Here is a 22,860-nt window from a genome sequence, read left to right on the forward strand (position 1 = left end):
TGGGTGCCTCAGAAAGTACCCAAGTACAGATGTGGTTTTTATAAATTACTTATTATCAACTCTTTACAAGAATAATGGATGGCTATGGGGTAGAAAAAGTTGATTTTGTTCGGGTCACGGGCGAGAAATGAATCCACGGAAGATTCCGACCGGAATTATCCGCTGGTCCAAAATCAGCACCCGATTTTACACCCAAAAATGTAAAGCCGGGTGTTTTTTATATTAGTTCAGAGCACACCCCGACTTAACCCAAATGTATTGATATGTACTGATAATCAGTTAATTAATGCTGTTGTAAAAGTTTCTGACTGTGGATTTCGGGGTGTTCAAAACCCTTCAGAATCCACAGCCGTTTTTGGGAATTTGTCTTATTACTTATTGATTTACAGTGAATTATGCGAGGGATGGCTGAATCGGACCGTGCGCCTGGATTGTCTTCAAACCCTTCGTTCGGTCTTCATGCCCTTCGTCCGGTCTTCATGCCCTTCGTCTGGATTGTCTTCATGCCTTTCGCCGTGGATTATATTCTCAAACCCTTTCGCAAATGTAGATTCGGGCAGGAAATTCTAAACTGTTTCTTAAATTTTCTGAAAAAATCAGACACCAATTTTTAAACAAAAAAATTATGACAACGGTTAAAGTAAAATTCCGCCCGTCGACAGTTGTAAACCGTCCCGGCAGCATCATTTATCTCGTAACTCGCCACAGGGTCGTGCGCCAAATCACGAGCGATTGCAAGGTTTTCCCGGAAGAATGGGACGAAAGGCAATCGAAGGTAGTACTTGCCCATAAGGAACGCACTAATGCGATCCTGTCCGTGGCACACAGGCTTAGCAATGACATGGAGCATCTCAATGAGGTGATTGACAGACTGAACCACACTGAAACGGATTTTACCACGGATGATGTGGTGAGGTGTTTTTATGAGTCGGACACTAATCCGTCCCTTTTCAGGTTCATGGAAGATGTGATAACCCATCTCAAGCATCTTGGGCGGGAGAGGACGTCAGAGACCTATACTACTGCGCTCAGAAGTTTCATGCATTTCAGAAACGGCGAAGATGTGTATCTGAATGAAATGGACTCGGAACTTATCATGGAGTACCAGGCCTATCTCAAGTCCCGGCATGTGTCCCTGAACACGATTTCTTTCTATAACAGGATTCTCCGGGCTGTATACAACAGAGCCGTGGAAAAGGATCTGGCGGTACAGCGTTATCCTTTCAGGCATGTGTACACCGGGGTCTGCAAGACCGTGAAGCGTGCCATCCCCCTGGAGGCTATAAGGAGGATTAAGGAGCTCAGCCTGCCGCCTGATTCATCGCTGGACTTTGCGAGGAACATGTTCCTGTTTTCATTCTATACCAGGGGAATGTCTTTCGTCGACATGGCCTATGCCAGGAAAACGGATCTTAAGAACGGGGTACTTTCGTATTGCCGGAGGAAGACCGGCCAGCGCCTGTACATCAGATGGGAAAAATGCATGCAGGATATCGTCGGAAAATATGCGGAAAACAATACGGAGTACCTGCTGCCGATTATTAAGAGGCCCGGTAATGAGCGGCGGCAGTACAGGAACACCCTGCGGCTTGTAAACAACAATCTGAAGATGGTGGCAATCATGGCGGACATTCAGATAAATCTTACGATGTATGTCAGCCGGCATTCATGGGCCAGCATAGCCCGCAGCCAGAATATCCCCTTGTCCATAATAAGCGAGGGAATGGGCCATGATTCGGAAACCACGACACAGATTTATCTCGCCTCTCTGGACAACGCTTCCATCGACAATGCTAACGGACTGATTTTGAAAAAACTGCATTGAATGTGGGCGGCGCGATATCTTTTACCAAGAGAAGGTCCCCTCTTACCAAGAGAAAGGCAGAAAAAAGAAGAGTGTTGATAATCAGTAATTTTATATTCAGACTGTTATGCAAATATGCCGTTTCGCAGAACAGTTTGAATTTTTTTTGAATTTTTTTTGAACGAAATTTTTGGTTTTTTAGTTTTTATATAATACTTTTGCGCGGTAAATCCCTCTCTTGGTAAGAGAGGGATTTAATAGGAATAGGAGATGCGTATTAAGATTTTCATGTTGTCCGTGTTCATTTTGTTTGGATGCGGACAGGCGTTCAGTCAGGAAATCCGTAAGGAAATTTTCTTGGATTTCCGTATCAACAAAGGAACACTGGACACGACATACATGGACAATGCCGAGCGTTTGTCCGAGGTAATATCGTTTTTGGAGGAATTCAAAAGCGATTCGGCCTTTGATATGATAGAGGTTTCGTTCTGCGGCTCCGCTTCGCCGGAGGGAACCATCGCCATCAACAGGAGGTTGTCCGGGGAGCGCAGCAAGGCTCTGGAAGAATATGTCCGCAGCCATATTTCTTTGCCGGACAGTATCATAGTCAGGTGCAAGGACGTTTTCGCATGGGACCGTCTGATACGGCTGGTGGAAGAATCCGACATGCAGGACAAAGACGAGGTGCTGAACATATTGCTCAATGTGCCCGAATACACCTATAATAATAACGGCGCCATAACGGACAGCCGCAAGAAGCATTTGATGGATTTGCAGGGAGGCCGTGCATGGCAATATATGCTGAAGCATTTCTATCCGCATATCCGTAATGCCAGTGTCGTATTCATTATCAAAAAGGAGCCGCCTGTAGAGAAACCGGAAGGGCTTCAGGCGATGGAGACCCTTGAGGAGCAGAGACCGGCCTTCCTTGCCGGCGCAATCCAGCAGAGGCCTCAGGTAGCGCAGGGACCCGAAAAGCCTTTCTACATGGCAGTAAAGACGAACATGCTTTACGATGTGGCTGCCGTCCCTAATGTCGGAGTGGAGTTCTACCTTGGAAAGAACTGGTCCATAACCGGCAACTGGATGTACGGCTGGTGGAACTCCGACAGGCATCACAGGTTCTGGCGTATTTACGGCGGCGAGCTCGGTGTACGCAAGTGGTTCGGCAAAAAGGCTGATGAAAAGCCTCTTACAGGCCATCATCTCGGTGTTTACGGACAGGTGTTCACGTACGACTTCGAATGGGGCGGCAAAGGATATATGGGAGGTGCGCCTGGCAAAATGCTGTGGGACACGCCTAATTATGCGGTAGGTATCGAATACGGCTACTCGCTTCCGATAGCCCGGAGGCTCAATATAGATTTTACTATAGGTTTAGGCTACTGGGGAGGAAGATATTACGTCTACACACCTCATGACGGCCATTATGTGTGGGAGGCGACGAAGAACCGCCACTGGTTCGGTCCGACAAAGGCGGAAATCTCTCTCGTATGGCTGCTCGGCCGCGGCAATGTCAACAACATGAAGGGAGGCGCGAAATGAGAAAATCGATGAAAATACTATTGGTGGCCGCGCTTGCGGGAACGCCAGCCCTGCTTTCTTCCTGCGTGCATAAGGAATTGTGCTTCGATCATGAGCCTCACGCCCCTAAATCCGAGGTGACCATAGAGGCCGAGTACGAAAGGGAATGGCAGTATACCTACGAAGGCGGTACGGATTGGGAGGCCTATTCCGGCTGGAGGCAGGATTTCGGAATGACTTACGATTCGCTGCGCCCGGAGATTCCGAGCGGCCTGCGTGTGGTAGTATATAACTCCGATGGTACGAACAACATGCTTAACATTGCCCCCGAAGGCGAAACCGTAAGGATGATACCAGGGGAACATTCGATGTTGTTCTATAATAATGATACCGAATACATAGTCTTCGATGACATGCAGTCTTTCGTTTCGGCACGCGCTACGACGAGGACACGTACCCGCTCGTCCTACATGGGCAATCCGTTTGCGGAGGAGGAATATAATGAAAATACCGTAAATGCCCCTGATATGCTTTACGGCAATTATGAGGAGTCATATGTCGCCGAGCTTACGATGGAACCCGACATAATGCCTGTCACCATGCATCCGTTGGTATTCACATATCTCGTGCGCTACGAGTTCAGCCACGGTCTGGAGTATGTGGCCCTGGCGCGCGGAGCGCTGTCCGGCATGGCGGAATCGGTCTGGCTGAACAGCGGGCATACCTCCGAAGAACCGGCTACCATATTGTACGACTGTACGATTGAGGATTTCGGGACACAGGCTCTTGTACGTTCATTCGGAGTTCCGGATTTTCCTAACGAGCATTATTCGGTGAAGGCTCCGCATACCTACGCCCTGAACCTGGAAGTAAGGCTCAGAAACGGCAATATCAAGTCCTTCGATTTCGATGTCACGGATCAGGTGGCTTTGCAGCCTCAGGGAGGTGTCATCATAGTGGACGGCATCGAGATATCGGATGAAGAAGGCTGGTCGGGCGGTTCTGGTTTCGACGTGGATATCGATGACTGGGGCGAATACGAAGACGTAGAGATACCGTTTTAATAACCGGAAAAATACGAATAAAGGAAAACAGGACAATTAATTTTATTACTCATATTTTTAACCTTTTAATTTTTTTAAGATGAAAAAAATCTTTTTTATTGGTTTGGCTGCCGTAGCCGTGTTGGCAAGTTGCAGCAAGGACGAGACAATTGAAGTGGCCGGCAAGCAGGCTATTTCATTCGACAGTTTCGTGAATCTCAGCACAAAAGGTGCTGCTGACGACCTTACTTCCGAGACTTTCCGTTCCTTCCAGGTTTGGGGTCTGATGGAGAAAGACGGCCAGACAGGTACTCCGTTCGTAGGAACTGAAGTAAAAAGCGCAGACGGTAATTCTTGGAGTTATGACACTCCTGTATACTGGGAAAACGGTTACAAGTACAGTTTCGTAGCTGTCGCTCCATCCAATAGCGAAGCATGGACACTGAACGCTCCTGAAACTGTAGGTACTTGGGGATCAATCAACTTTACAAACGGTGAAGGTACTACCGATTTGATTTATGACGTTGACGGTACATACGCTGTTTCTCCTGTAGAACTTTCAGAGAACCAGTGCCCTGCGGCTATCAGCTTTACGTTCAACCACCTGTTGTCACGCGTAAGGTTTACATTCACCAACTCAATGGCCGATAACTCTACACTCAACGTTACGGATGTGAAGGTACTCAATGCGAACAACAAGGCTGTTGCAACTCTTGGTGAAACGGCTACCTGGGCTTTGGCTGGTGACAATGCCGTGACCGAACTTGCTTTCGGCAATGTAATCCTGGATGAGGAAGCTGTGAATTTTGCTTCTGGCGAGACCAAGGCGACAGATCACAAGTATATGATTCCTGTGATGTCAGAGGGTCAGACATATCAGCTTTCCTTCAAAATCACCCGTGTTCACAGTGGAGTTACCGATGAGTACAATCATATCGTAAATCTTCCGGCTGTTACATGGGAAGCAGGCAGCAGCTACTCCTTCAACGCAACCATCAGTGCTGCTAACGTAAACCCTGACACTCAGCTCTGCCCTATCGAGTTCAAAGCAAGTGTTGAGGATTGGGGAGAATTCGGTGATGATATCAAAATTCCTGATTCCGAGGATGGCGAATAATACATGTTCCGGAATGTAAATTCCAGAATACCATTAAAAAACCACAAATAATAGGGTATAAGGGGTTGAATGTCCCCTTATACCTGCAAATGGCAGAAGATGCGTTTTTGCCTCATTTTCAGTTGAATTCAAAATTCGAAAGAATATGAAAGGGTTTAAAGGTTTTCATCGTTTTCCGATATCGGGCATGGCCGCGGTACTGTTTTCATGCCTGCTCGTGTTGTCGTGCAGCGATGATATTATCGAAAGCAGCAAGGACAGGGTCGGGAAGCACAGCGACAATATCTGTTTCGGGATTTCCCCGGCTGATGAGGACTGGACGAAAGCCTCTGCCGGTACAGGGGCGGCCAGTGTGAAGGATACGGAGTATTATGTCCTGCGTGCGGAAAACAGTTCCGATACGCTTTGCCTCCGTGCAACGGTTACTGATGGAATATCGGTATCGGCTTTCGGGAATGATGCTCCGGAGACACGTTCGGCTCAGGTCGTTTCACTTGAGACTTACGGCTCTTTCAGGGTGCAGGCGCATTGTACCGATGCCGGCGTGCCTGTCGGTGTTTTCTATATGGACGATGTGGCGGACAATCTGAACGCGGGTGTCTGGAGTACCCGGAATGTGTACTATTGGCCGGGTGAGGACCGTACTCTGCGTTTCTTCGCTTGGGCTCCTGTCGATGCGGCCTTTACTTCCGTTCCCGAATCCCCGGAAAATACCGTGCTGGGCTATGAAGTTCCGCAGGCTGTGGCCGACCAGAAGGATGTGGTTGTGGCCGTGACTTCCGATATACCCGGAAACAGCAATACCGAAGTGCCTCTTGGTTTCAGGCATATTTGCAGCGCAATCAGATTCGAATTCGGCCGCGAGATGCAGCCAGGGACTATAAAGAGCGTGGAATTAAAGAATGTAAAATATGCGGGGTCTTACGATATGGCCTCGGATACATGGGCTCTGAATGACGGCGTAGCCTCTTTCAAGCAGGATTTGGGGCTTCCCACTACCGGCAATGAGCCCGACGACAGCCCTCTTACCAAGCCTGAAGGCACTTTCATGATGGTTCCTCAGACCCTGCCTGACGGTGCCGAAGTCGAGGTGGTTTTCGTTGACGGCGTGACCGGCCAGGAGCGCGAACCGATGACGGTTTCCATTGCGGGCTCCCGCTGGCCCCAGGGCATGACCGTAACCTACAAACTCTCCATTACGCCGGAGTATGACCTTGAATTTACTTCGGAGCCGGAAATCCAGGATGCTCACTATGTGATTTATCCTATCAATATCAAGGCCGGTAATATACCGGGTGGCTGGACTCTGACTTCTACAGACCCTTCGGTAACCCTCCGTACTGAACATACAGTCCTTACCCGTCGTGGTTTTTGGATTGAGCGCGACAGGGGAGGGGCCTCCATAAGCAGTACTGCCGTAGGCGACAATATTACCGTATTGGCTTTTCTTGAGGAGAACGTGGGCGAGACTACCCGTGAAGTCAATCTCGAACTTCGTCCTACGAACATGCCGAATGCCATTCCTCGTATATTCACAATCTCCCAACTCTGCCCGAGCTGGAACGGTGACCTCGGCTGCGAGCGAATCGAGGACGCCGACTATCCTTGGGGATTCATGTGGCCGGATGGAATGAAGATAACTTATAATATGCGTAATGCAGGCTTGCTTGATTTAATAAAGAATGCACTTCTTAATGCATACCTCTCATGGTTTACGGATTATAACAATTTTGTTACAAAAGAAACCTGGGCACTGTCTATTACATCAGTCACTATTAATTTCGACGCAGTCCCTCAGGTGCTTGTAGCTACAAGTGAAGATGATGGGAAGAGAAATACGGATGAACTCTATAACTTCAATGGAATAAGCGATGTGGCTACGCTGATGAGTATCCTTGAAGATTGGGGCGGGACGACAACCGATGTCCTGCCTTTGAATCCTGAAGAATTCGCCGCCCGTGCCTGTGTTATGAAGAATAAGTTTGGTGTAACGATAGAATCAAGTGGACTAGGGAGTGAAACAATAGAGGTGCCGGTTCTTGCTGAAGAAGACCTTGTTTGGTATCTCCCTTCAAAAAACGAGGCGTCGAGGATGCAGGATACAGGCGAATATGCTTTGGACGGTATCTATTGGACTTCTACAAATTATGTTGCTGAAGATGAGCATAATGAGAATGCATATATATATACTGCCGGAGGGTCGACTTCAGTCGAAAAACGTAATGTATACCATCATGTCCGCGCGGTACGTAAAAAGCCTATTCCTTAAAATTGGCAGTAATGCACTGATATTCAATTTATAGAAAGGAGCCGGCCCGTGTAGTCGCAACAGACTCGTGACCGGCTCCGTTTTTTGCCAATCCGGAACCGGTCCATGCGGTATCCATTGCAACTGCCTGGCGAGATTCAGTCCGACCGGGAAACGGCTTAATCGGTTTTTATGGCAATTATCTTTTGATAAATGGACATTATTTGATAATTAGTCGTATATTTGCGCCTTGAAAACAAGGCTGCTTGTCAAGGAGAGATGCCGGAGTGGTCGATCGGGCCGCACTCGAAATGCGGTGAACGGGTAACTGTTCCCAGGGTTCGAATCCCTGTCTCTCCGCAATGAATCTTGAGAATCAGGGATTTGCAAATTCAACACCCGATTTTACACCCAAAATGTAAAGTCGGGTGTTTGATTTATACCGGGCAGTGCCATGACAGTTCCGGCATCCTTTTGCATCTGGCGCGTTTTTTTTAATTTTGCGGCCGGATTTTATGAATGCAGGGGCAGATGTTCGTTCCGATAACCATAATGCTGATTGCCGCTGTTGCAGGTTTCCTGTTGCGGAAGGTGGAAGCTGTGCATCGTTGCGGTAGCGCCATAAAATATATGGTGTGGTTTCTCTTGTTCGTGCTCGGGCTTTCGGCCGGCATGAATGACGACATAGTGTATGGCTTTGCGCAGGTAGGCTTAGTGGCCTTCATCTTTGCTTTCTTCGGTACGGCAGGGGCGATGATTGCCGCCTGGGCGGTCTACAGGCTGTTTTTCAAAAGCCGTGAGACTGAAGGCTCAAGCGGGGGAGAGCGGGCCAAGGGAGGCCTGAAAGGCAGTTTCGTGATAATAGTCTTTTTTGCGGCAGGCCTGGCGGCTGGAATCCTGAAGTTTTTTCCTGAGTCTTTCCCGGTCGGGGAAGTGTCTAAATGGGCTCTGTATCTGCTGCTGTTCTTTGTAGGCCTCAGCGTAGGAAGCGACAGCCGTTTTTCCGAGATAATCAGAACCATGCGCCCGAAACTGCTACTTATCCCGCTTGCCACCATTGTCGGGACACTCTCGTTTTCCGCCCTGGCGGCATGGCTGATAGGCCTGTCGGGCATGGCTGCTGGCATGCCCTGTGGTATGCCCGCTTGCGTGACCGGTGGCCTGTCCGTGCCGGACGGCCTGGCGGTAGGCAGCGGTTTTACTTATTATTCGCTGTCCTCCGTCCTGATTACCCAGCTGAAGGCACCGTTGGTCGGGGCCGCTGCCGCCGCCTGGCTCGGTACGGTAGCCCTGCTTACCAATTTGTTCAAGGAAATAGCCGTTCTTGTCGGTGCCCCTCTGATGACAAGGCTTGCCGGCCCGTTCGCTCCGATTTGCGTGGGCGGCGCGGCCTCGATGGACGTTTTGCTTCCTTCGATAACCTCGGCCAGTGGCAGACAGTGGGCTTTCGTGGCAGTCCTGCACGGCGCAGTCATTGATTTCTGCGTGCCGTTTTTCGTGTCGTTTTTTTGTGCGGTGTGATTACCACCGAGCACACGGATGCCCGTCAGAATGCGTTGTGGGGCTGATTGATGTGCGCGGTAGTACTATCGAGCACAATTTTTACTACTTTTGCCGTAAATTTTTATGAAAATATGTTTAAGAAAATAATATTTTTCCTTGCCGCCGTTGCCGCTACCGTTGTTGTAGGTGCCCTCGTCTCTTGTGCCGGGGGAAGCGGCCTGTCGCAGTGGAACGAAACCGTCTATGTCCCTGAATATGCCAGAGGCTTCAGAATATCCGCGGCTGAGGGGAAGGAAAGCGTGATAATCACTACTTTCACCCCGTGGCAGGGTGCCGGAGGGGAAACGCGGTCGCTTTTCATAGCGCGCAATGGAGAGAAGGCCCCGGAAGGTTTCAAAGGACAGGTGCTTGAGGGCGATGCGGAAAGGATAGTCTGTCTGTCTTCCTCATACATTGCCATGCTCGATGCCCTCGGGGAGGTCGGCAGGGTGAGTGCGGTTTCGGGAATGGATTTCATAACCAATCCGTATATACAGGCCAACAGGGACAGGATAACGGATGTAGGTTATGACGGCAACACCGATTATGAAATGCTTCTTGCATCGGCTCCCGACATAGTGCTTCTGTACGGGATTACCGGAGCGAGCGGAATGGAAGGAAAACTGAAAGAGTTGGGCATTCCGTTCATGTACATAGGGGAATATATGGAGGAATCCCCTCTCGGAAAGGCCGAATGGTGCATCCCTGTGGCTGAAATAATCGGTTGCAGGGAGAAAGGCATCGAAGTGTTCAACCGTATTCCGAAGCGGTATGACAGCCTGAAGGCCGTTGCCTCCGAAACGGCATACAGGCCTAAGGTCATGGTGAACATACCTTACGGGGACGCATGGATAATGTCCCCTCCGAAAAGCTATGTAGGCAGGCTGATAACTGATGCCGGTGCGGATTACATTTATCCCGGAGATACGACCGAGGTTTCACGCACGATAGATATCGAGGAGGCCTACAGGCTTGTAAACGAGTGCGATTATTGGATAAACACCGGTCGCGTGGCTTCCAAGGCCGCCCTGTTGGCGGAACTTCCCAAGTTTGCGGATGTGCCGTGCATTAAGGAAGGCCGGGTTTACAACAACAACCTCAGGCTCAATGAACATGGTGGCGATGACTTCTGGGAGTCCGGGATAATGCATCCGGACATTATCCTTGAAGACCTGATAAACATCTTCCATCCGGGCTTGCTTGCGCAGTCGGGTCCGTTGTATTATTATCGGAAAATCGAATAGGAAAATCGAATAGGAAAATTTGAATAAGATAAGCATGTCCGCAAGGGTAAAAATACTTTTCGTAGTCTTTTCGCTGCTGACACTCGCACTTTTCATTGCCGACCTCATGTTCGGGAGTGTAAAGGTAAGCCCGGCAGAGATTGCGGCAGTTTTGACCGGAGGAGGGGACGGGTCTGTCAACGAGCGTATAATCATCGACATCCGTCTTGTCAAGGCCATAGTGGCCGTGATTGCCGGGGCCGCACTTTCGGTGAGCGGACTTCAGATGCAGACACTTTTCCAGAATCCCCTTGCCGGACCCTCCGTTTTGGGCGTGACTTCTGGGGCGAGCCTCGGCGCAGCCCTGCTCATCATAGGCCTGCCAGTGGCGGGAGGCATGTCTCCGGTGCTTTCTTCTTTCGGAGTTGCCGGTGCGGCGTGGCTCGGTGCGGCCGCCGTCATGGCGGTAATAGTCGCCGTCAGCCGCAGAATCAAGGACATAATGGTGATACTGATTCTCGGAATGATGTTTTCTTCGGGAGTCAGCGCCATAGTGCAGGTGTTGCAGTATGTCAGCAATGAATCCGCTCTGAAGTCGTTCGTGATATGGACGATGGGGGCATTGGGGGATGTCACTTACACGCAGCTGGCCTTGCTCGCCCCTGTCTTTCTTGCGGGCATGGTATTGGCCGTGGCGGCAGTCAAGCCTCTCAACCTCCTTTTGTTGGGGGAGAAGTATGCGCGGACGATGGGATTGAATGTAAAACGTAGCAGGACAATGGTTTTCCTGTCCACGACACTTCTTGCCGGGTCGGTCACAGCCTTTTGCGGCCCGATAGGTTTTATCGGACTTGCGGTGCCGCACGTGGCGAGATATGTTTTCTCGTCTTCGGATCACCGTATCCTCGTCCCTGCCACGACACTTGTAGGCGCGGCGGCCATGCTTGTCTGCGACCTCATATCGAAAACCATGAATTTTCCTGTGAATACGATAACTTCCCTGCTCGGGATTCCGATAGTCGTGTGGGTGGTTGTGAGGAATAAAAATATTTTCAGATGATACGGTTCGAGTCGCTTTCGATAGGTTACGGGGACAGGCTGCTTGTCCGTGATGCGTGTGCGGAGATACCCGACGGTTCCTTTACGGCCCTGCTCGGGCGCAACGGTTCCGGCAAGAGCACTTTGCTTTCGGCCATCTGCGGTGCGAAAAGGGATTATTCCGGTAAAATATATGCGGACTCCGTGGATGTGGGGAGTGTTCCACAGTACAGGCTGGCATCGGCGGTAAGTTATGTCTCCACCGAGCGTGTCAGGGTTCCCGGCATGACCTGTCTTGAGCTCGTGTCTCTCGGCAGAGCCCCGTATACAGGCTGGGACGGCAGGCTTTCCGATAAGGACAGGGAGATTGTCCTGCATGCCCTCGAATTGACGGGAATGGAGGGATTCGCGCACAGGCGGATGGAAAGGATGTCCGACGGGGAGTGCCAGCGTGTCATGATAGCGAGGGCCCTTGCGCAGGATACGCCGGTGATTCTTTTGGATGAGCCGACATCTTTTCTCGATTATCCAAACCGCCGGGATTTGTGCTCGCTGCTTGCCGGCCTTGCCCATGATGAGGGCAAGACAGTGCTCTGCTCTACCCATGAGCTCGAGATTGCGCTCGGGATGTGCGATTTTGCCATGCTTCTCGATGGGGGAAGGCTGGAGTTCATGTCTGTGGCCGCTATGGTTGAAAGCGGAAGGATAGGGGAGGTCTTCGGTTATGGGAAGCCGTAGCCAGGTTTTCGAATTGGCAGTTCGGTTTCCGAATCCGTGGCGTCCTTTCTCGAATTTGCAATACGTTTGCAAATCCAAATGGTTTAACTTTGCATCCGAAAGGCCGCTTCACGGCCCGTTGAAGGTTTTTAAAATTAAAAAAAAATTATGGAAAATCATCCGCATGAGCATGTCCATGAGATAAAGTCCCTGGATTCGATATTCATAATATCGATAGTCCTGAACCTTCTTTTCGTGGCAATAGAAGCCCTGGTGGGTTTCACGCAGAATTCGCTCGGCCTGCTTTCGGATGCCGGGCACAATCTCGGTGATGTATTCAGCCTGCTTTTGGCCCTTGTGGCCTTCAAGCTGGCCAGGGTGCATTCCTCCGAAAAATATACCTACGGTTATAAAAAGAGTACCGTCTTGATATCCCTGCTGAATGCAATCATACTGCTTGTGGCCGTAGGGGCCATAGTCGTGGAGAGCATACATAAATTCACCCATCCGGAGGCTGTCAACGGAGCCGCCGTCTCATGGACCGCCGGAGCCGGCATCGTGGTAAACGGCCTTACGGCGTGGCTTCTGATGAAGAGCCAGAAGAAGGATTTGAATGTGAAAGGGGCTTTTCTGCACATGGCGGCCGATACCCTTGTGTCTGTCGGCGTTGTCATTTCGGGCCTTGTAATGATGTTTACCGGATTTTACCTGATAGACCCTGTCATAAGCATCATCATAGCGGCGGTGATTCTTGTCTCTACGTGGAAACTGCTTTCGCAGAGCGTAAGGCTGTCGCTTGACGGCATTCCAGAGTCGGTGGATATGGATGTGGTAAGACAGGCCATTGTCTCCGACAAGGATGTCGCGGGCATGCACCATGTCCATGTATGGGCCATCAGTACTACGGAAATAGCTCTTACCGCGCATATAGTCTTACGTCCGGGAACCGACATGGAAGCGGTAAAGGAGCGGGTGAAAAGCCGTCTTTCCGGATTGGGCATCGCGCATGCCACTCTGGAAGTCGAGTTCGAAGGGACTCCATGCCATGACATGCACTGCGATTGTTGCGGTGGCAACCGGTGACGGTACCGTATGAAAACGGATTGAGTAAGGATGAAATCATGTCAGAAAAGGAATGGAAATTATGTCAGAAAGAGTCGTAAAAAAATTGAAGAGCCGCGATATAAAGTCTACGCCAAACCGTCTGCTGGTTCTGGAAGCGGTCATGTCGTCTTCGTCCCCTGTTTCACTCGCCGACCTCGAAGCGATACTCGGGACGGTGGACAAATCCAGCATTTTCCGTACTTTAAACCTCTTTCTCGCCCATCATCTGGTGCATGTCATAGATGATGGAAGCGGGTCGCTGAAGTACGAGGTCTGTACTGGTGAGGACGAATGTTCCGTGGATGACATGCATGTCCATTTTTTCTGTGAAAAATGCCATAAGACAATCTGTCTGTCCTCTATTCCGATTCCTCCGGTAGAGCTTCCCGAAGGTTTCGTGACGGTTTCGGCCAATTATATAGTCAAGGGGTTGTGTAAGGATTGTTCGAAAAAATAAGGCGGTGTGTAAGAATTGCAAACTGCTGCGTTATTATCGGGATTCGGGCTAAGTCATTTACGGAAGTAAACTCCTGTCGCCCTCACCCTCAATGCCTTGCATTTTATCAATTCTTACACACCGAAAGAGACTGCGCCAAAATTCATTTTGACACAGTCCCTTGTTTTCATTCCATGTCCTTCCTGTCTTTATTCTACGTCCTTGTAGTGGAAATAATTGTGTATCTTCCTGAGTCTCAGTGATACGGCAATCATTATCGCTCCCGAGGCGATAAGGGCGCAACCCGTGAGTACGATTACTGTCGCGACACCTATTGTCGACGGCATCAGGAGTATCAGAAGGGCGAAGAGCATGAGCAGTATGCCTCCAGCAATGGCCCAGCCCGAGCCTTTTACCTTGAATGTATTAAGGTCGGCTCCGAATCCGATGGCCATGAGGCTGTGGTAAAGGGTCCAGATTCCGAGGATGACCGGCAGCAGGACGAGGGTGATTTGCGGGTAAACGCACAGGAAGATACCGAGTATCAGGTCCAGGATTCCCCCGACAATCGCATAACCTCTCATCATGAAATAATTCCGGCTGCTTAATGAAACGGCCAGCTCGGTAACTCCGTTTACGAGCATCAGTATGCCGAACATGATGCTCAGCGTGATGTAGCTTTCGGCCGGAAAGCAGAATACCACAATGCCTGCCGCTATTGTAAGTATTCCGGAAATCAGCAGAAGCCACCAGTGACGGATGGCTTTCCCGGCTTTTCCCATAAGGTTTTCAATAAAATTTTCCATCTCCGATTTGATTTTTATTTGAAACTTTTTATGTGGTGTCTGTAAAATCCGACAGCCAAAGAAAATTTTATCGCAAATTATGTGCTAATTTTGCGCGTTTTTTTGAAAATGGATTTTGTATGGGGGTACGGTTGTGTGCTGCGGGAAATCCCGCGCGGGATTGGCTGCCGGTGTTGGGTCTTACCTTTGCGGCCTTTATTTTCAATACTTCCGAGTTTGTGCCGATAGGCCTGCTTAGCGGGATTGCGGAGGATTTTTCCATAACCGAGTCCAAGGCGGGCATGCTGATTACCGCCTATGCGTGGGTCGTGGCGGCCGCTTCGCTGCCTCTGATGGTGGCTGCATCCGGAATCGGGGCACGGAAGCTCATGCTCTGTGTCGTGGGGTGCTTCATGCTGGGGCAGGCAATGTCCGCATTGTCTTCCGGCTATTGGATGCTTATGGCCTCGCGTGTAGTGGTGGCCTGTTCGCATGCGATTTTCTGGTCCATAGTGACTCCGCTCGCTGTCAGGATAGCCCCGCCCGGGCATGATTCAAAGGCTTTGGGCATGATTGTGTCCGGAAGTTCCGTAGCCATGATTGTCGGCCTGCCTTTGGGCAGGACCGTGGGAATATATCTCGGCTGGCGCATGACTTTTGCGGCGATAGCCCTGATTGCCGCCGCCGTCCTGGTTCTGCTTGCCGTTTTGCTTCCCAGACTTTCCGGTTCGCAGGGGTTTTCCTGGAAACAGGTGCCGTCCCTTTTTAAGTCCGTTTCATTGCGCAACATATACCTGCTGACCGTCCTTGCGGTGACCGCCCATTTTACAGGATACAGCTATATAGAGCCGTTCCTTGCGGGTACGGCCGGTTTCGGGGAGGCTTGGATAACCGTGGTGCTGATGCTTTTCGGGCTTATGGGCATTGCCGGCAGTGTCCTGTTTGCCCGTTATTACGCTTCCCGGCCTTCGTTCTTCATGGGCTATGCCGTTATGGGCATCTGTGTTTTCCTGCTTTTGCTCGGTGCGGCTTCGTACGATGCCGTGTCGATGATTGCCCTTTGCCTCTTCTGGGGGCTGGCCATATCGTTCCTCAACCTTGTCTTCCAGTCGGAAGTAATCCGGTGTTCCCCTTCCAGCGGGGCGGCCGTGGCCATGTCGATTTATTCCGGGATATACAATGTGGGCATAGGCGCCGGGGCCTTGATAGGAGGACTTGTATGCTCGCATTTCTCGGTTTCAGCAATAGGATATGCAGGCGGGCTCATAGGTGTCCTGGCTTCGCTGGTTTTCCTTTTTGTATGCCCGCCTGCAAGGCGACACTGCTGACCTGCCGTGCAGGCCGGCCGTTATTTTCTTTGCTGTTATTTTTTCTCTTTCAGGAGATCGCGGATTTCTTCGAGCAGCTTCACATCGTCCGGTTCAGGTGCAGGAGCCGGTGCCGGCTTCTCCTCGGCTTTCTTTTTCGTGAGCTGGTTGATGAATTTGATTGCCGCGAAAATAACGATTGCGATTATCAGGAAATCCACTGTCACCTGGATGAAGTTGCCCCAGTTCAGTGTCACGGCAGGGCTTATTACGGCTCCGCTTGCATCGGTGACGGCTTGTTTCATGGTCCATTTCAGGTCGCTGAAATTGAGTCCGCCGATGAGCAGCCCTATCGGGGGCATTACCACATCGGATACCAATGAAGTTACGATTTTTCCGAATGCGCCGCCGATGATCACACCGACAGCCATTTCGATTACGTTTTCGTCTGTTTCCCGAAAATCACGCGGAAAAACAGGCGATGTTCCAATGAAAAATCCTGCGATTTTCCAGTGAAAATCCGGCAAAAAAATCAAAACAATTTTTTAAAGTTGAAAAAATACAAAAACTCTCCGTATATTTGCACTCCCATTCAGGAGAGATGCTCGAGTGGCTTAAGAGGCACGCCTGGAAAGCGTGTATACGACAAAATCGTATCTCGGGTTCGAATCCCGATCTCTCCGCAACGAAAAAACGGCTGCATTCCTTTGGAATGCGGCTTTTTTTTGCACCTCCGGCTTCAAGCTCGCTTGCAAAGCCGGAGGTGCAAAAAAAAGCCATGATATGCTCCGCATATCAGCCGTTTTGTCCCAGCCGTTCCTCCTTGTTGCAAGGGCCCCGCGGCGAGCGGTAGGGGAATGCGCAGCCCTCCCGGGCGAGCACAATCCCGATGAGGGAGCGCGGCGGGTCCTCCGGCTTCAAGCTCGCTTGCAAAGCCGAAGGCGCGGAAAAGCCACGATATGCTCCGCATATCAGCCGTTTTGTCCCAGCCGTTCCTCCTTGTTGCAAGGGCCCCGCGGCGAGCGATACGGGAATGCGCAGCCCTTCAGGGCGAGCACAATCCCGATGGGGGAGCGTGGCAGGTCTTTCGGCTTCAAGCTCGCTTGCAAAGCCGAAGGCGCGGAAAAGCCATGATATGCTCCGCATATCAGCCGTTTTGTCCCAGCCGTTCCTCCTTGTTGCAAGGGCCCCGCGGCGAGCGGTAGGGGAATGCGCAGCCCTCCCGGGCGAGCACAATCCCGATGAGGGAGCGCGGCGGGTCTTTCGGCTTCAAGCTCGCTTGCAAAGCCGAAGGCGCGGAATGAGGAGGAAAAATGGGAATTTGTCGTATTATTTTTCACCCCACAGCCATTTGGCTTCTTTTGGAATAATTGATAATCAATGACTTACAAAAACGCAGGCTGTCTTTGGGTGCCTCAGAAAGTACCCAAGCGCAGATGTGATTTTTATAAATTGTTTATTATCAGCACTTTATAAGAATAGTGGCTGGCTATGGGGTGGAAAAAAGTGTCCCGTCCGTTCCACTTCGCTGCATGTCCTTACATACAGCCGCTCTCTATTTTTCTCCGGAGACAATTACCCCCTCGCTCATCCATGTTTTTATGGCTCCGTCCTCTTCATAAATCAGGACGGCTTCGATGCCCGGGTGATTCTGCACGTAAGCGATGCTTTCCTCCACTCCCACCACCATCATGTAGGTAGCAAGTGCGTCGGCGAGGGCGGTACATTTCCCGATTCCGGCATCCGTGGCTTTTCCGGTGCCATCAGCCATTCCGGTACTGTCAGTAACTTCGGTGCCGTCAGTAATTCCAGGGCCGTCCGCCAGAGCCAGAATGGCTTCAGCCGAAGCGTTGTCCGAAATCACGGTTGCACTCAGCAGGTTGTGTTCTACGGGCAGGCCTGTTTTCGGATTGACGGTGTGCGAATATTTTTTTCCGTCCTTGATGTAGAATTTTCTGTAATTCCCGGAAGTTACGACTCCTGTCCCGTTTTCCGAGACGGGTATCTCTATGACGGTCTGGAGTTTTTCTCCCGCTACCATGTTTCCGTCTATGGGCGCATCGATGCCTATGGTCCATTCCTTTCCCGACGGATTCACGCCCCGGCAGAAGATTTCGCCTCCGACGTTTACGAGCATGTCGGTTATGCCTTCCCCGGCAAGATATCCGGCAATGATGTCACAGGTGTAGCCCTGGGCTATCGCGTTGAAATTGAGCGTTACCCTCGGGTCGGTCTTTACGAGGCGGCCGTCCCGGAATATGATTTTATCCATTCCGGTAAAATCCATTATCGAATCTATGTCTGCCATGTCCGGGAATGTCCCCTCTTTGAAGCCGAAACCCCAGGCATCGAAAAGTGCTCCGGAAGATACATCGAAATATCCTCCGCATTCACGGTAGATTCTTTCCGACAATGCGAATATGTCTGTAAGTATCGGATTCCGGCCGGGCACTTCGCTGCCGGACATCCCGCTGCCGGCCACTCCGCTGTCAGATGTGTGGCAAGGTCCCTCATTGTTCCCGTTGAAATTTCCGTTGAACATGGACAGTGCGGAAGAAGGGTTGTAGCCCGAGATGGAGTTGTCTATGTCGGCAAGTATCCGTTCCACGCCCTCCTGCAATTCCTTGCATTTTTTCAGGTCGCTCCGCAGGGTAATCCTGTATGTGCCTCCCTGGGCGTATCCTTCAATGTTGTAGTAGTCCTCGTTTCCCCCGCAGGAGACTGTTATGGCCAAAATTGCCAGGAATGCAAATATATTCTTCATTTACAAAGTCTTTATATCGTATTACAAAGTTTTTATATCGTACGGAGGCATGATTTTCGTATGCGATGGCCTGCATGAAAACTGAAAACAGCCGTGCCGTACATCCATGAACAAACAAATATACGGTTTTTTTTGTGCGGAACGGAATTTTTTAGAACTTTGCATTGTATTGGCCGGACAGTGCCCGGGGATGTCGAACAGGACAGGTGCCCGGGGATGTTGGACCGGACGGGTGTCCGGGGGATGTCGGAACGGCGGATGCCCGGCGACGGATATATGAACTAAGGACAAGGATTTTACAAAGAGATGAATCTGAGACATATTATTATATTTTTGCTTTCCCTGTCGGTCCTGGCGGGGTGCAAGAAGGATGACCTGTCGGATGTAGACCTCATGATGGAGGGCGACCCGATAATAGACATAGACGATTATGTGGCTATTGGCTCGGAGTGGGCCCTCGAAGCCGGCGGGGTTACCGAGCCTGAAGAAGGTCTCGGATATTTCTGGACATTGAAAGGCATTGTGGACGAGAACGATACTACGGATGTGTTCCGTTTCAAATTCGGAGACGAGACAGGAAAATACAGGCTGAGGTGCACGGCGTTCTGCGAGGGATATTACGACAATCCGACTACGAAATATGTGAATGTCATCGATACGCTGTTCAATACCTCGCTTTATATAGGCGAGATTCCAGGCATGCAGGTATTTATCGACCCAAGGGACGGAAGGGAATACAGGTATGTGACGGTAGGCGGGACCGATTGGTTCATTACAAACCTTGCATACAAGGGCGCCGGACTGTCATATCTTGAAAATTCCGTAATGTGGTCGGTCTTAGGAGGTTATTATACTTATGATGAAATCATGTCTTCGGAATATGAAGGAGGGGCGATTTGCCCTGAGGGCTGGCATGTTCCGACAGAGGAGGATTGGGCCACCCTGGCGCTGTCGTTCACTTCGGAAACCGGCGGAGAGGATTCCGGCAAGGAATATTTCGGAGTTTCTTCAGCCCTGATGGCCGATGCGCTTTTCTGCGGGGAGAAAATCTGGGAATATTCTCCGGATTGCGAACCGGGCAATGAAAGCGGTTTCAGCGCACTTCCGGGTGGCTATCATAGCATGGGCGAATTCATAGGATTCAGTGAATATGCGGTCTTCTGGTCTGCTGATGCGTATGAAAACGGAGGACTGTACCATTATATTTATTATACCGATTCCGACTTGAAAATCAGTTACGGCACCGGCGATTTCCGTGCTAATGTAAGGTGTGTCAGGAACAGCGGCAACTGATGATGTCCCGACGGATTCCGACGGACAGGATAAAATGATTGGAAATTTTAATGATTGAAAAATTTTAGTGATTGAAAATTTTTAAAAAATAAGAAGGAACATGAAAAAGGCTCTTCCGTGGATTATTGTGGCGGTCATCGTACTTGCCGTCTTTTTGTGGGTGAAAAATTCGTACAATTCGATTGTTACGGCCGATGAGGCTACGTCGAGCGCGTGGTCGCAGGTTGAAAACGTATATCAGCGCAGGTCCGACCTGATTCCTAACCTTGTGGCTACGGTCAAAGGGTATGCGGAATATGAAGGCAGCACGCTTCAGGAAGTTGTAGAGGCAAGGGCGAAGGCGACCCAGGTTACCGTAGACCCGAACAGGCTCGATGCTGCAAGCATAGAGCAGTTCCAGGAATCCCAGACGGCCCTCGGTTCCGCTCTCGGACGTCTGATGGTGGTAGTGGAAAAGTATCCCGACCTGAAGGCGAACCAGAATTTTCTCGACCTTCAGGCACAGCTCGAAGGTACTGAGAACCGCATAACCGTGGAACGCAAGAAGTTCAATGAGGTGGTGCAGTCCTACAATACGATGATAAGGCGTTTCCCGAGCAATATCATAGCCAATATCTTCGGATTTGAAGAGAAGGGTTATTTCAAGGCGGTGGAAGGCGCGGAAGTCGCTCCTCAGGTTGAATTTTAATCTTCCACGAGATGTCGGCTGCCGGATTTCTGACAAAGGAACAGTGCGATAGCATAGTCGAGGCCATAAAGAAGGCCGAGCTGAATACTTCCGGTGAAATACGGGTGCATATCGAGTCCGTATGCAAGGGAGACCCTTATGAGCGTGCTGTCGAGGTATTCGGAAAACTGAAAATGTACCGGACGGCTGCCCGTAACGGCGTGCTGATATATCTGGCGATAAAGTCCCATAAGGTTGCAATCGTGGGTGACACCGGCATCGATGCCGTCGTCCCGAAAGGTTTCTGGGATGATACTTACCGCTTTATGGCCGAAAGGTTCAGGGCGGGAGATTTTACCGGCGGCCTTGTAGGGGCAATAATCTCGACAGGGGACAATCTCAAGGAATTTTTCCCTTACCGTAGTAACGATATAAATGAACAGAGCGATGAGGTTTCTTTCGGGAAGTAGGCAGGGAAGCCGTATTGTTGCCGTGGCGGCCGCCATATTGGTGATGGCCGCGGTTTTCCCGTTGTATGCACAGATTCCGGCCCGTCCTGAGCCCCAGCGGTTAGTGAACGATTTCGCTTCTGTCCTGTCGCCCGAGCAGAGGAATACTCTAGAGAAGGCGCTCGTGGCCTTCAATGACAGTACTTCCAATCAGATAGCCGTCCTTTTCGTAAACAACCTGGGAGGTCTGGACATAGCTTCGTATGCGATAGAAGTCGGTGAGGAGTGGGGTGTCGGCAGTGCGGAATACGACAATGGGATAGTGGTGGTCGTCAAACCCAAGACCGGGAACGGGAGGGGGGAGGCCTTCATTTCCATAGGCTACGGGCTTGAAGGGGCGATTCCAGATGCGGCGGCACGCAGAATCGTCGATAATGCGATGATTCCGCATTTCAGGGAAAACGATTATTACGGCGGGGTTTGCGAAGCCGTAACCATTCTGATGAAGCTGGCATCCGGTGAGATATCGGTTTCGGACATTGACAGGGATGGCGATGATTCCGGAGCGGGCATCATCGGGGCTCTTGTCTTCCTGATACTGATGATTGTCATTTTCGGAGGGGCGTTTTCCTCCAGACGGCACGGCGGAGGTTCCGATACCTTTACAGGAGGAGGACGTTCTTCGGGAGGACCGATTTTCTTCGGCGGCTTCGGAGGTTTCGGAGGCGGTTCCGGTGGCTTCGGTTCAGGCGGTTTCGGAGGCTTCGGCGGAGGCAGCTTCGGAGGTGGAGGTGCCGGCGGAAGCTGGTGATTCGCCCAAAGCCGATGATTCGGTGGCACCGTGTTTTTCGAAGGCCTTGACGATTTTCGCTACGAGCGGATGTCTTACGATATCCCTGTGGTCGAATCTGATTATGCTGACTCCCTTGATTTTTTCAACAAGCCCGACTCCTTTGAGAAGCCCTGATGAGTCTTTTTGAGGGAGGTCTATTTGTGTGGCGTCTCCGGTTACGATGAACTTTGCATCGTTCCCCATTCTTGTGAGAAACATTTTGAGCTGCCCGAGGCTGGTGTTCTGAGCCTCGTCGAGAATCACACAGGCCCTGTCGAGGGTGCGTCCCCTCATGTAGGCGAGGGGGGCTATTTCAATCGTGCCGTCTTCGATGAATTCCTGAAGGCGCTTTGCGGGTATGATGTCTTTGAGGGCATCGTAAAGCGGAAGCAGGTAAGGGTCGAGTTTTTCTTTCAGGTCTCCCGGGAGGAAGCCGAGCCTTTCACCGGCCTCCACTGCGGGCCTGGTGAGTACGATGCGCCTGATTTCCCTGTTTTTCAGCGCCCTTACGGCAAGGGCTATGGCAACGTAGGTCTTTCCCGTACCTGCCGGGCCGAGGGCGAAAATCAAGTCGTTGGCATAGAATGCTTCCACCATTTTTATCTGGTTCGGAGTCCTTGCCTTTATGGCTTTGCCGTCATTGCCGTATACTATTACGGAGTCCGCCGGAAGTATCTCCGGTTTGCCTCCTCCCTCCGGAGAATCGAGGTATTCTTCCGCATCATAGGCAGTGAGGCTCCGTTTTACAAGCCGTTTTTCAATCAGATGCCGGATTGCACCCTCAAAACCGGAAATGTCTTCGGCTTTTCCGTCGAGCATGATTTCATCGCCCCGGGCGACTACTTTGAGCTCCGGAAAATATGAGCATACGGTTTCGAGTATTTTGTTGTTCGCCCCGTATATTTCCACTGGGTCGATTTCTTTCAGAATGATTTTTTTTGTTTCGGCCATTTATTTTCCGTGTTGT

20 protein-coding genes and 2 tRNA genes are annotated in these 22,860 nt (G+C 50.7%); 18 read left to right on the forward strand and 4 right to left on the reverse strand.

Annotated elements, in window-relative coordinates; all coding sequences use genetic code 11:
- Positions 1-625: 625 nt before the first annotated feature.
- From B5F83_RS06090 to B5F83_RS06145, 12 genes are all read left to right on the forward strand, one after another.
- Complete coding sequence (locus B5F83_RS06090) at positions 626-1,825, forward strand: site-specific integrase (RefSeq protein WP_087278112.1); 1,200 nt, start codon at positions 626-628, stop codon at positions 1,823-1,825.
- A 249-nt stretch (positions 1,826-2,074) separates the two neighbouring features.
- A complete protein-coding gene (locus B5F83_RS06095; RefSeq protein WP_087278107.1) occupies positions 2,075-3,349 on the forward strand; it encodes a DUF3575 domain-containing protein in 1,275 nt (424 codons plus the stop codon).
- Entirely contained in the window at positions 3,346-4,392 is a 1,047-nt protein-coding gene (locus tag B5F83_RS06100) for a DUF5119 domain-containing protein (protein WP_087278104.1), read from the forward strand. The genes B5F83_RS06095 and B5F83_RS06100 overlap by 4 nt, the downstream gene beginning before the upstream one ends.
- A gap of 79 nt (positions 4,393-4,471) precedes the next feature.
- A complete protein-coding gene (locus B5F83_RS06105; protein WP_087278102.1) occupies positions 4,472-5,488 on the forward strand; it encodes a fimbrillin family protein in 1,017 nt (338 codons plus the stop codon).
- Positions 5,489-5,633: 145 nt separating this feature from the next.
- Positions 5,634-7,757: a fimbrillin family protein gene (locus tag B5F83_RS06110; protein WP_087278099.1), complete on the forward strand. Its 2,124-nt coding sequence runs from the start codon at positions 5,634-5,636 to the stop codon at positions 7,755-7,757.
- Between the two features lie 252 nt (positions 7,758-8,009).
- Positions 8,010-8,096 (forward strand) — tRNA-Ser (locus B5F83_RS06115).
- A 171-nt stretch (positions 8,097-8,267) separates the two neighbouring features.
- Positions 8,268-9,257, forward strand: coding sequence for a lysine exporter LysO family protein (locus B5F83_RS06120; protein ID WP_239383835.1), 990 nt, complete (start codon positions 8,268-8,270; stop codon positions 9,255-9,257).
- 113 nt (positions 9,258-9,370) lie between these two features.
- A complete protein-coding gene (locus B5F83_RS06125) occupies positions 9,371-10,522 on the forward strand; it encodes an ABC transporter substrate-binding protein (RefSeq protein ID WP_087278096.1) in 1,152 nt (383 codons plus the stop codon).
- Positions 10,523-10,556: 34 nt separating this feature from the next.
- Positions 10,557-11,561, forward strand: a complete 1,005-nt coding sequence (locus tag B5F83_RS06130) for an iron ABC transporter permease (protein WP_087278093.1) — start codon at positions 10,557-10,559, stop codon at positions 11,559-11,561.
- A complete protein-coding gene (locus tag B5F83_RS06135) occupies positions 11,558-12,277 on the forward strand; it encodes an ABC transporter ATP-binding protein (RefSeq protein ID WP_087278090.1) in 720 nt (239 codons plus the stop codon). The genes B5F83_RS06130 and B5F83_RS06135 overlap by 4 nt, the downstream gene beginning before the upstream one ends.
- Before the next feature lie 147 nt (positions 12,278-12,424).
- The gene (locus tag B5F83_RS06140) at positions 12,425-13,339 is read left to right on the forward strand and encodes a cation diffusion facilitator family transporter (RefSeq protein ID WP_087278087.1); all 915 of its coding nucleotides are present in this window, start codon (positions 12,425-12,427) and stop codon (positions 13,337-13,339) included.
- A 61-nt stretch (positions 13,340-13,400) separates the two neighbouring features.
- Positions 13,401-13,817 (forward strand): Fur family transcriptional regulator, encoded by a 417-nt coding sequence (locus tag B5F83_RS06145; RefSeq protein WP_087278413.1) that lies wholly within the window; start codon positions 13,401-13,403, stop codon positions 13,815-13,817.
- Positions 13,818-14,005: 188 nt separating this feature from the next.
- On the opposite strand, the gene B5F83_RS06150 is transcribed toward B5F83_RS06145, so the two are convergent.
- Positions 14,006-14,602 (reverse strand): DUF308 domain-containing protein, encoded by a 597-nt coding sequence (locus tag B5F83_RS06150; protein ID WP_087278084.1) that lies wholly within the window; start codon positions 14,600-14,602, stop codon positions 14,006-14,008.
- 119 nt (positions 14,603-14,721) lie between these two features.
- Here B5F83_RS06150 and B5F83_RS06155 point away from each other — a divergent pair, with 119 nt between their 5' ends.
- A complete protein-coding gene (locus B5F83_RS06155; RefSeq protein ID WP_087278081.1) occupies positions 14,722-15,909 on the forward strand; it encodes a sugar transporter in 1,188 nt (395 codons plus the stop codon).
- A 35-nt stretch (positions 15,910-15,944) separates the two neighbouring features.
- Here the strand turns inward: B5F83_RS06155 and mscL are convergent, their stop codons facing one another.
- Entirely contained in the window at positions 15,945-16,379 is a 435-nt protein-coding gene (gene mscL / locus B5F83_RS06160) for a large-conductance mechanosensitive channel protein MscL (protein WP_255376118.1), read from the reverse strand.
- Positions 16,380-16,483: 104 nt separating this feature from the next.
- Between mscL and B5F83_RS06165 the strand changes: the two genes are divergently transcribed.
- Positions 16,484-16,571 (forward strand) — tRNA-Ser (locus tag B5F83_RS06165).
- Between the two features lie 872 nt (positions 16,572-17,443).
- On the opposite strand, the gene B5F83_RS06170 is transcribed toward B5F83_RS06165, so the two are convergent.
- A complete protein-coding gene (locus tag B5F83_RS06170) occupies positions 17,444-18,652 on the reverse strand; it encodes an FAD:protein FMN transferase (protein ID WP_087278078.1) in 1,209 nt (402 codons plus the stop codon).
- 306 nt (positions 18,653-18,958) lie between these two features.
- Between B5F83_RS06170 and B5F83_RS06175 the strand changes: the two genes are divergently transcribed.
- The 4 genes from B5F83_RS06175 to B5F83_RS06190 all read left to right on the forward strand — a co-directional run bounded on the left by B5F83_RS06175 (position 18,959) and on the right by B5F83_RS06190 (position 21,872).
- Positions 18,959-19,945, forward strand: coding sequence for an FISUMP domain-containing protein (locus B5F83_RS06175; protein ID WP_087278075.1), 987 nt, complete (start codon positions 18,959-18,961; stop codon positions 19,943-19,945).
- Positions 19,946-20,045: 100 nt separating this feature from the next.
- A complete protein-coding gene (locus B5F83_RS06180) occupies positions 20,046-20,633 on the forward strand; it encodes a LemA family protein (RefSeq protein ID WP_087278072.1) in 588 nt (195 codons plus the stop codon).
- Positions 20,634-20,644: 11 nt separating this feature from the next.
- Positions 20,645-21,082, forward strand: a complete 438-nt coding sequence (locus tag B5F83_RS06185) for a TPM domain-containing protein (RefSeq protein WP_087278069.1) — start codon at positions 20,645-20,647, stop codon at positions 21,080-21,082.
- Complete coding sequence (locus tag B5F83_RS06190) at positions 21,048-21,872, forward strand: TPM domain-containing protein (RefSeq protein ID WP_239383836.1); 825 nt, start codon at positions 21,048-21,050, stop codon at positions 21,870-21,872. The genes B5F83_RS06185 and B5F83_RS06190 overlap by 35 nt, the downstream gene beginning before the upstream one ends.
- Here the strand turns inward: B5F83_RS06190 and B5F83_RS06195 are convergent.
- Positions 21,807-22,844, reverse strand: coding sequence for a PhoH family protein (locus B5F83_RS06195; protein ID WP_087278066.1), 1,038 nt, complete (start codon positions 22,842-22,844; stop codon positions 21,807-21,809). The two genes, B5F83_RS06190 and B5F83_RS06195, sit on opposite strands and share 66 nt — an antisense overlap.
- Positions 22,845-22,860 lie beyond the last annotated feature (16 nt).

The sequence above is a fragment of the Muribaculum sp. An289 genome, assembly GCF_002159555.1.
GTDB classification, from domain to species: Bacteria; Bacteroidota; Bacteroidia; order Bacteroidales; family UBA932; genus Merdivivens; species Merdivivens faecigallinarum.

Coding starts and splice junctions, on each gene's coding strand:
- B5F83_RS06120 (WP_239383835.1), top strand. CDS start 8,268: ATGTTCGTTCCGATAACCATAATGCTGATTGCCGCTGTTGCAGGTTTC.
- B5F83_RS06125 (WP_087278096.1), top strand. CDS start 9,371: ATGTTTAAGAAAATAATATTTTTCCTTGCCGCCGTTGCCGCTACCGTT.
- B5F83_RS06145 (WP_087278413.1), top strand. CDS start 13,401: ATGTCAGAAAGAGTCGTAAAAAAATTGAAGAGCCGCGATATAAAGTCT.
- B5F83_RS06190 (WP_239383836.1), top strand. CDS start 21,048: ATGAACAGAGCGATGAGGTTTCTTTCGGGAAGTAGGCAGGGAAGCCGT.
- B5F83_RS06110 (WP_087278099.1), top strand. CDS start 5,634: ATGAAAGGGTTTAAAGGTTTTCATCGTTTTCCGATATCGGGCATGGCC.
- B5F83_RS06090 (WP_087278112.1), top strand. CDS start 626: ATGACAACGGTTAAAGTAAAATTCCGCCCGTCGACAGTTGTAAACCGT.
- B5F83_RS06195 (WP_087278066.1), bottom strand. CDS start 22,844: ATGGCCGAAACAAAAAAAATCATTCTGAAAGAAATCGACCCAGTGGAA.
- B5F83_RS06150 (WP_087278084.1), bottom strand. CDS start 14,602: ATGGAAAATTTTATTGAAAACCTTATGGGAAAAGCCGGGAAAGCCATC.
- B5F83_RS06135 (WP_087278090.1), top strand. CDS start 11,558: ATGATACGGTTCGAGTCGCTTTCGATAGGTTACGGGGACAGGCTGCTT.
- B5F83_RS06140 (WP_087278087.1), top strand. CDS start 12,425: ATGGAAAATCATCCGCATGAGCATGTCCATGAGATAAAGTCCCTGGAT.
- B5F83_RS06170 (WP_087278078.1), bottom strand. CDS start 18,652: ATGAAGAATATATTTGCATTCCTGGCAATTTTGGCCATAACAGTCTCC.
- B5F83_RS06100 (WP_087278104.1), top strand. CDS start 3,346: ATGAGAAAATCGATGAAAATACTATTGGTGGCCGCGCTTGCGGGAACG.
- B5F83_RS06095 (WP_087278107.1), top strand. CDS start 2,075: ATGCGTATTAAGATTTTCATGTTGTCCGTGTTCATTTTGTTTGGATGC.
- B5F83_RS06155 (WP_087278081.1), top strand. CDS start 14,722: ATGGGGGTACGGTTGTGTGCTGCGGGAAATCCCGCGCGGGATTGGCTG.
- B5F83_RS06175 (WP_087278075.1), top strand. CDS start 18,959: ATGAATCTGAGACATATTATTATATTTTTGCTTTCCCTGTCGGTCCTG.
- B5F83_RS06105 (WP_087278102.1), top strand. CDS start 4,472: ATGAAAAAAATCTTTTTTATTGGTTTGGCTGCCGTAGCCGTGTTGGCA.
- B5F83_RS06180 (WP_087278072.1), top strand. CDS start 20,046: ATGAAAAAGGCTCTTCCGTGGATTATTGTGGCGGTCATCGTACTTGCC.
- B5F83_RS06130 (WP_087278093.1), top strand. CDS start 10,557: ATGTCCGCAAGGGTAAAAATACTTTTCGTAGTCTTTTCGCTGCTGACA.
- B5F83_RS06185 (WP_087278069.1), top strand. CDS start 20,645: ATGTCGGCTGCCGGATTTCTGACAAAGGAACAGTGCGATAGCATAGTC.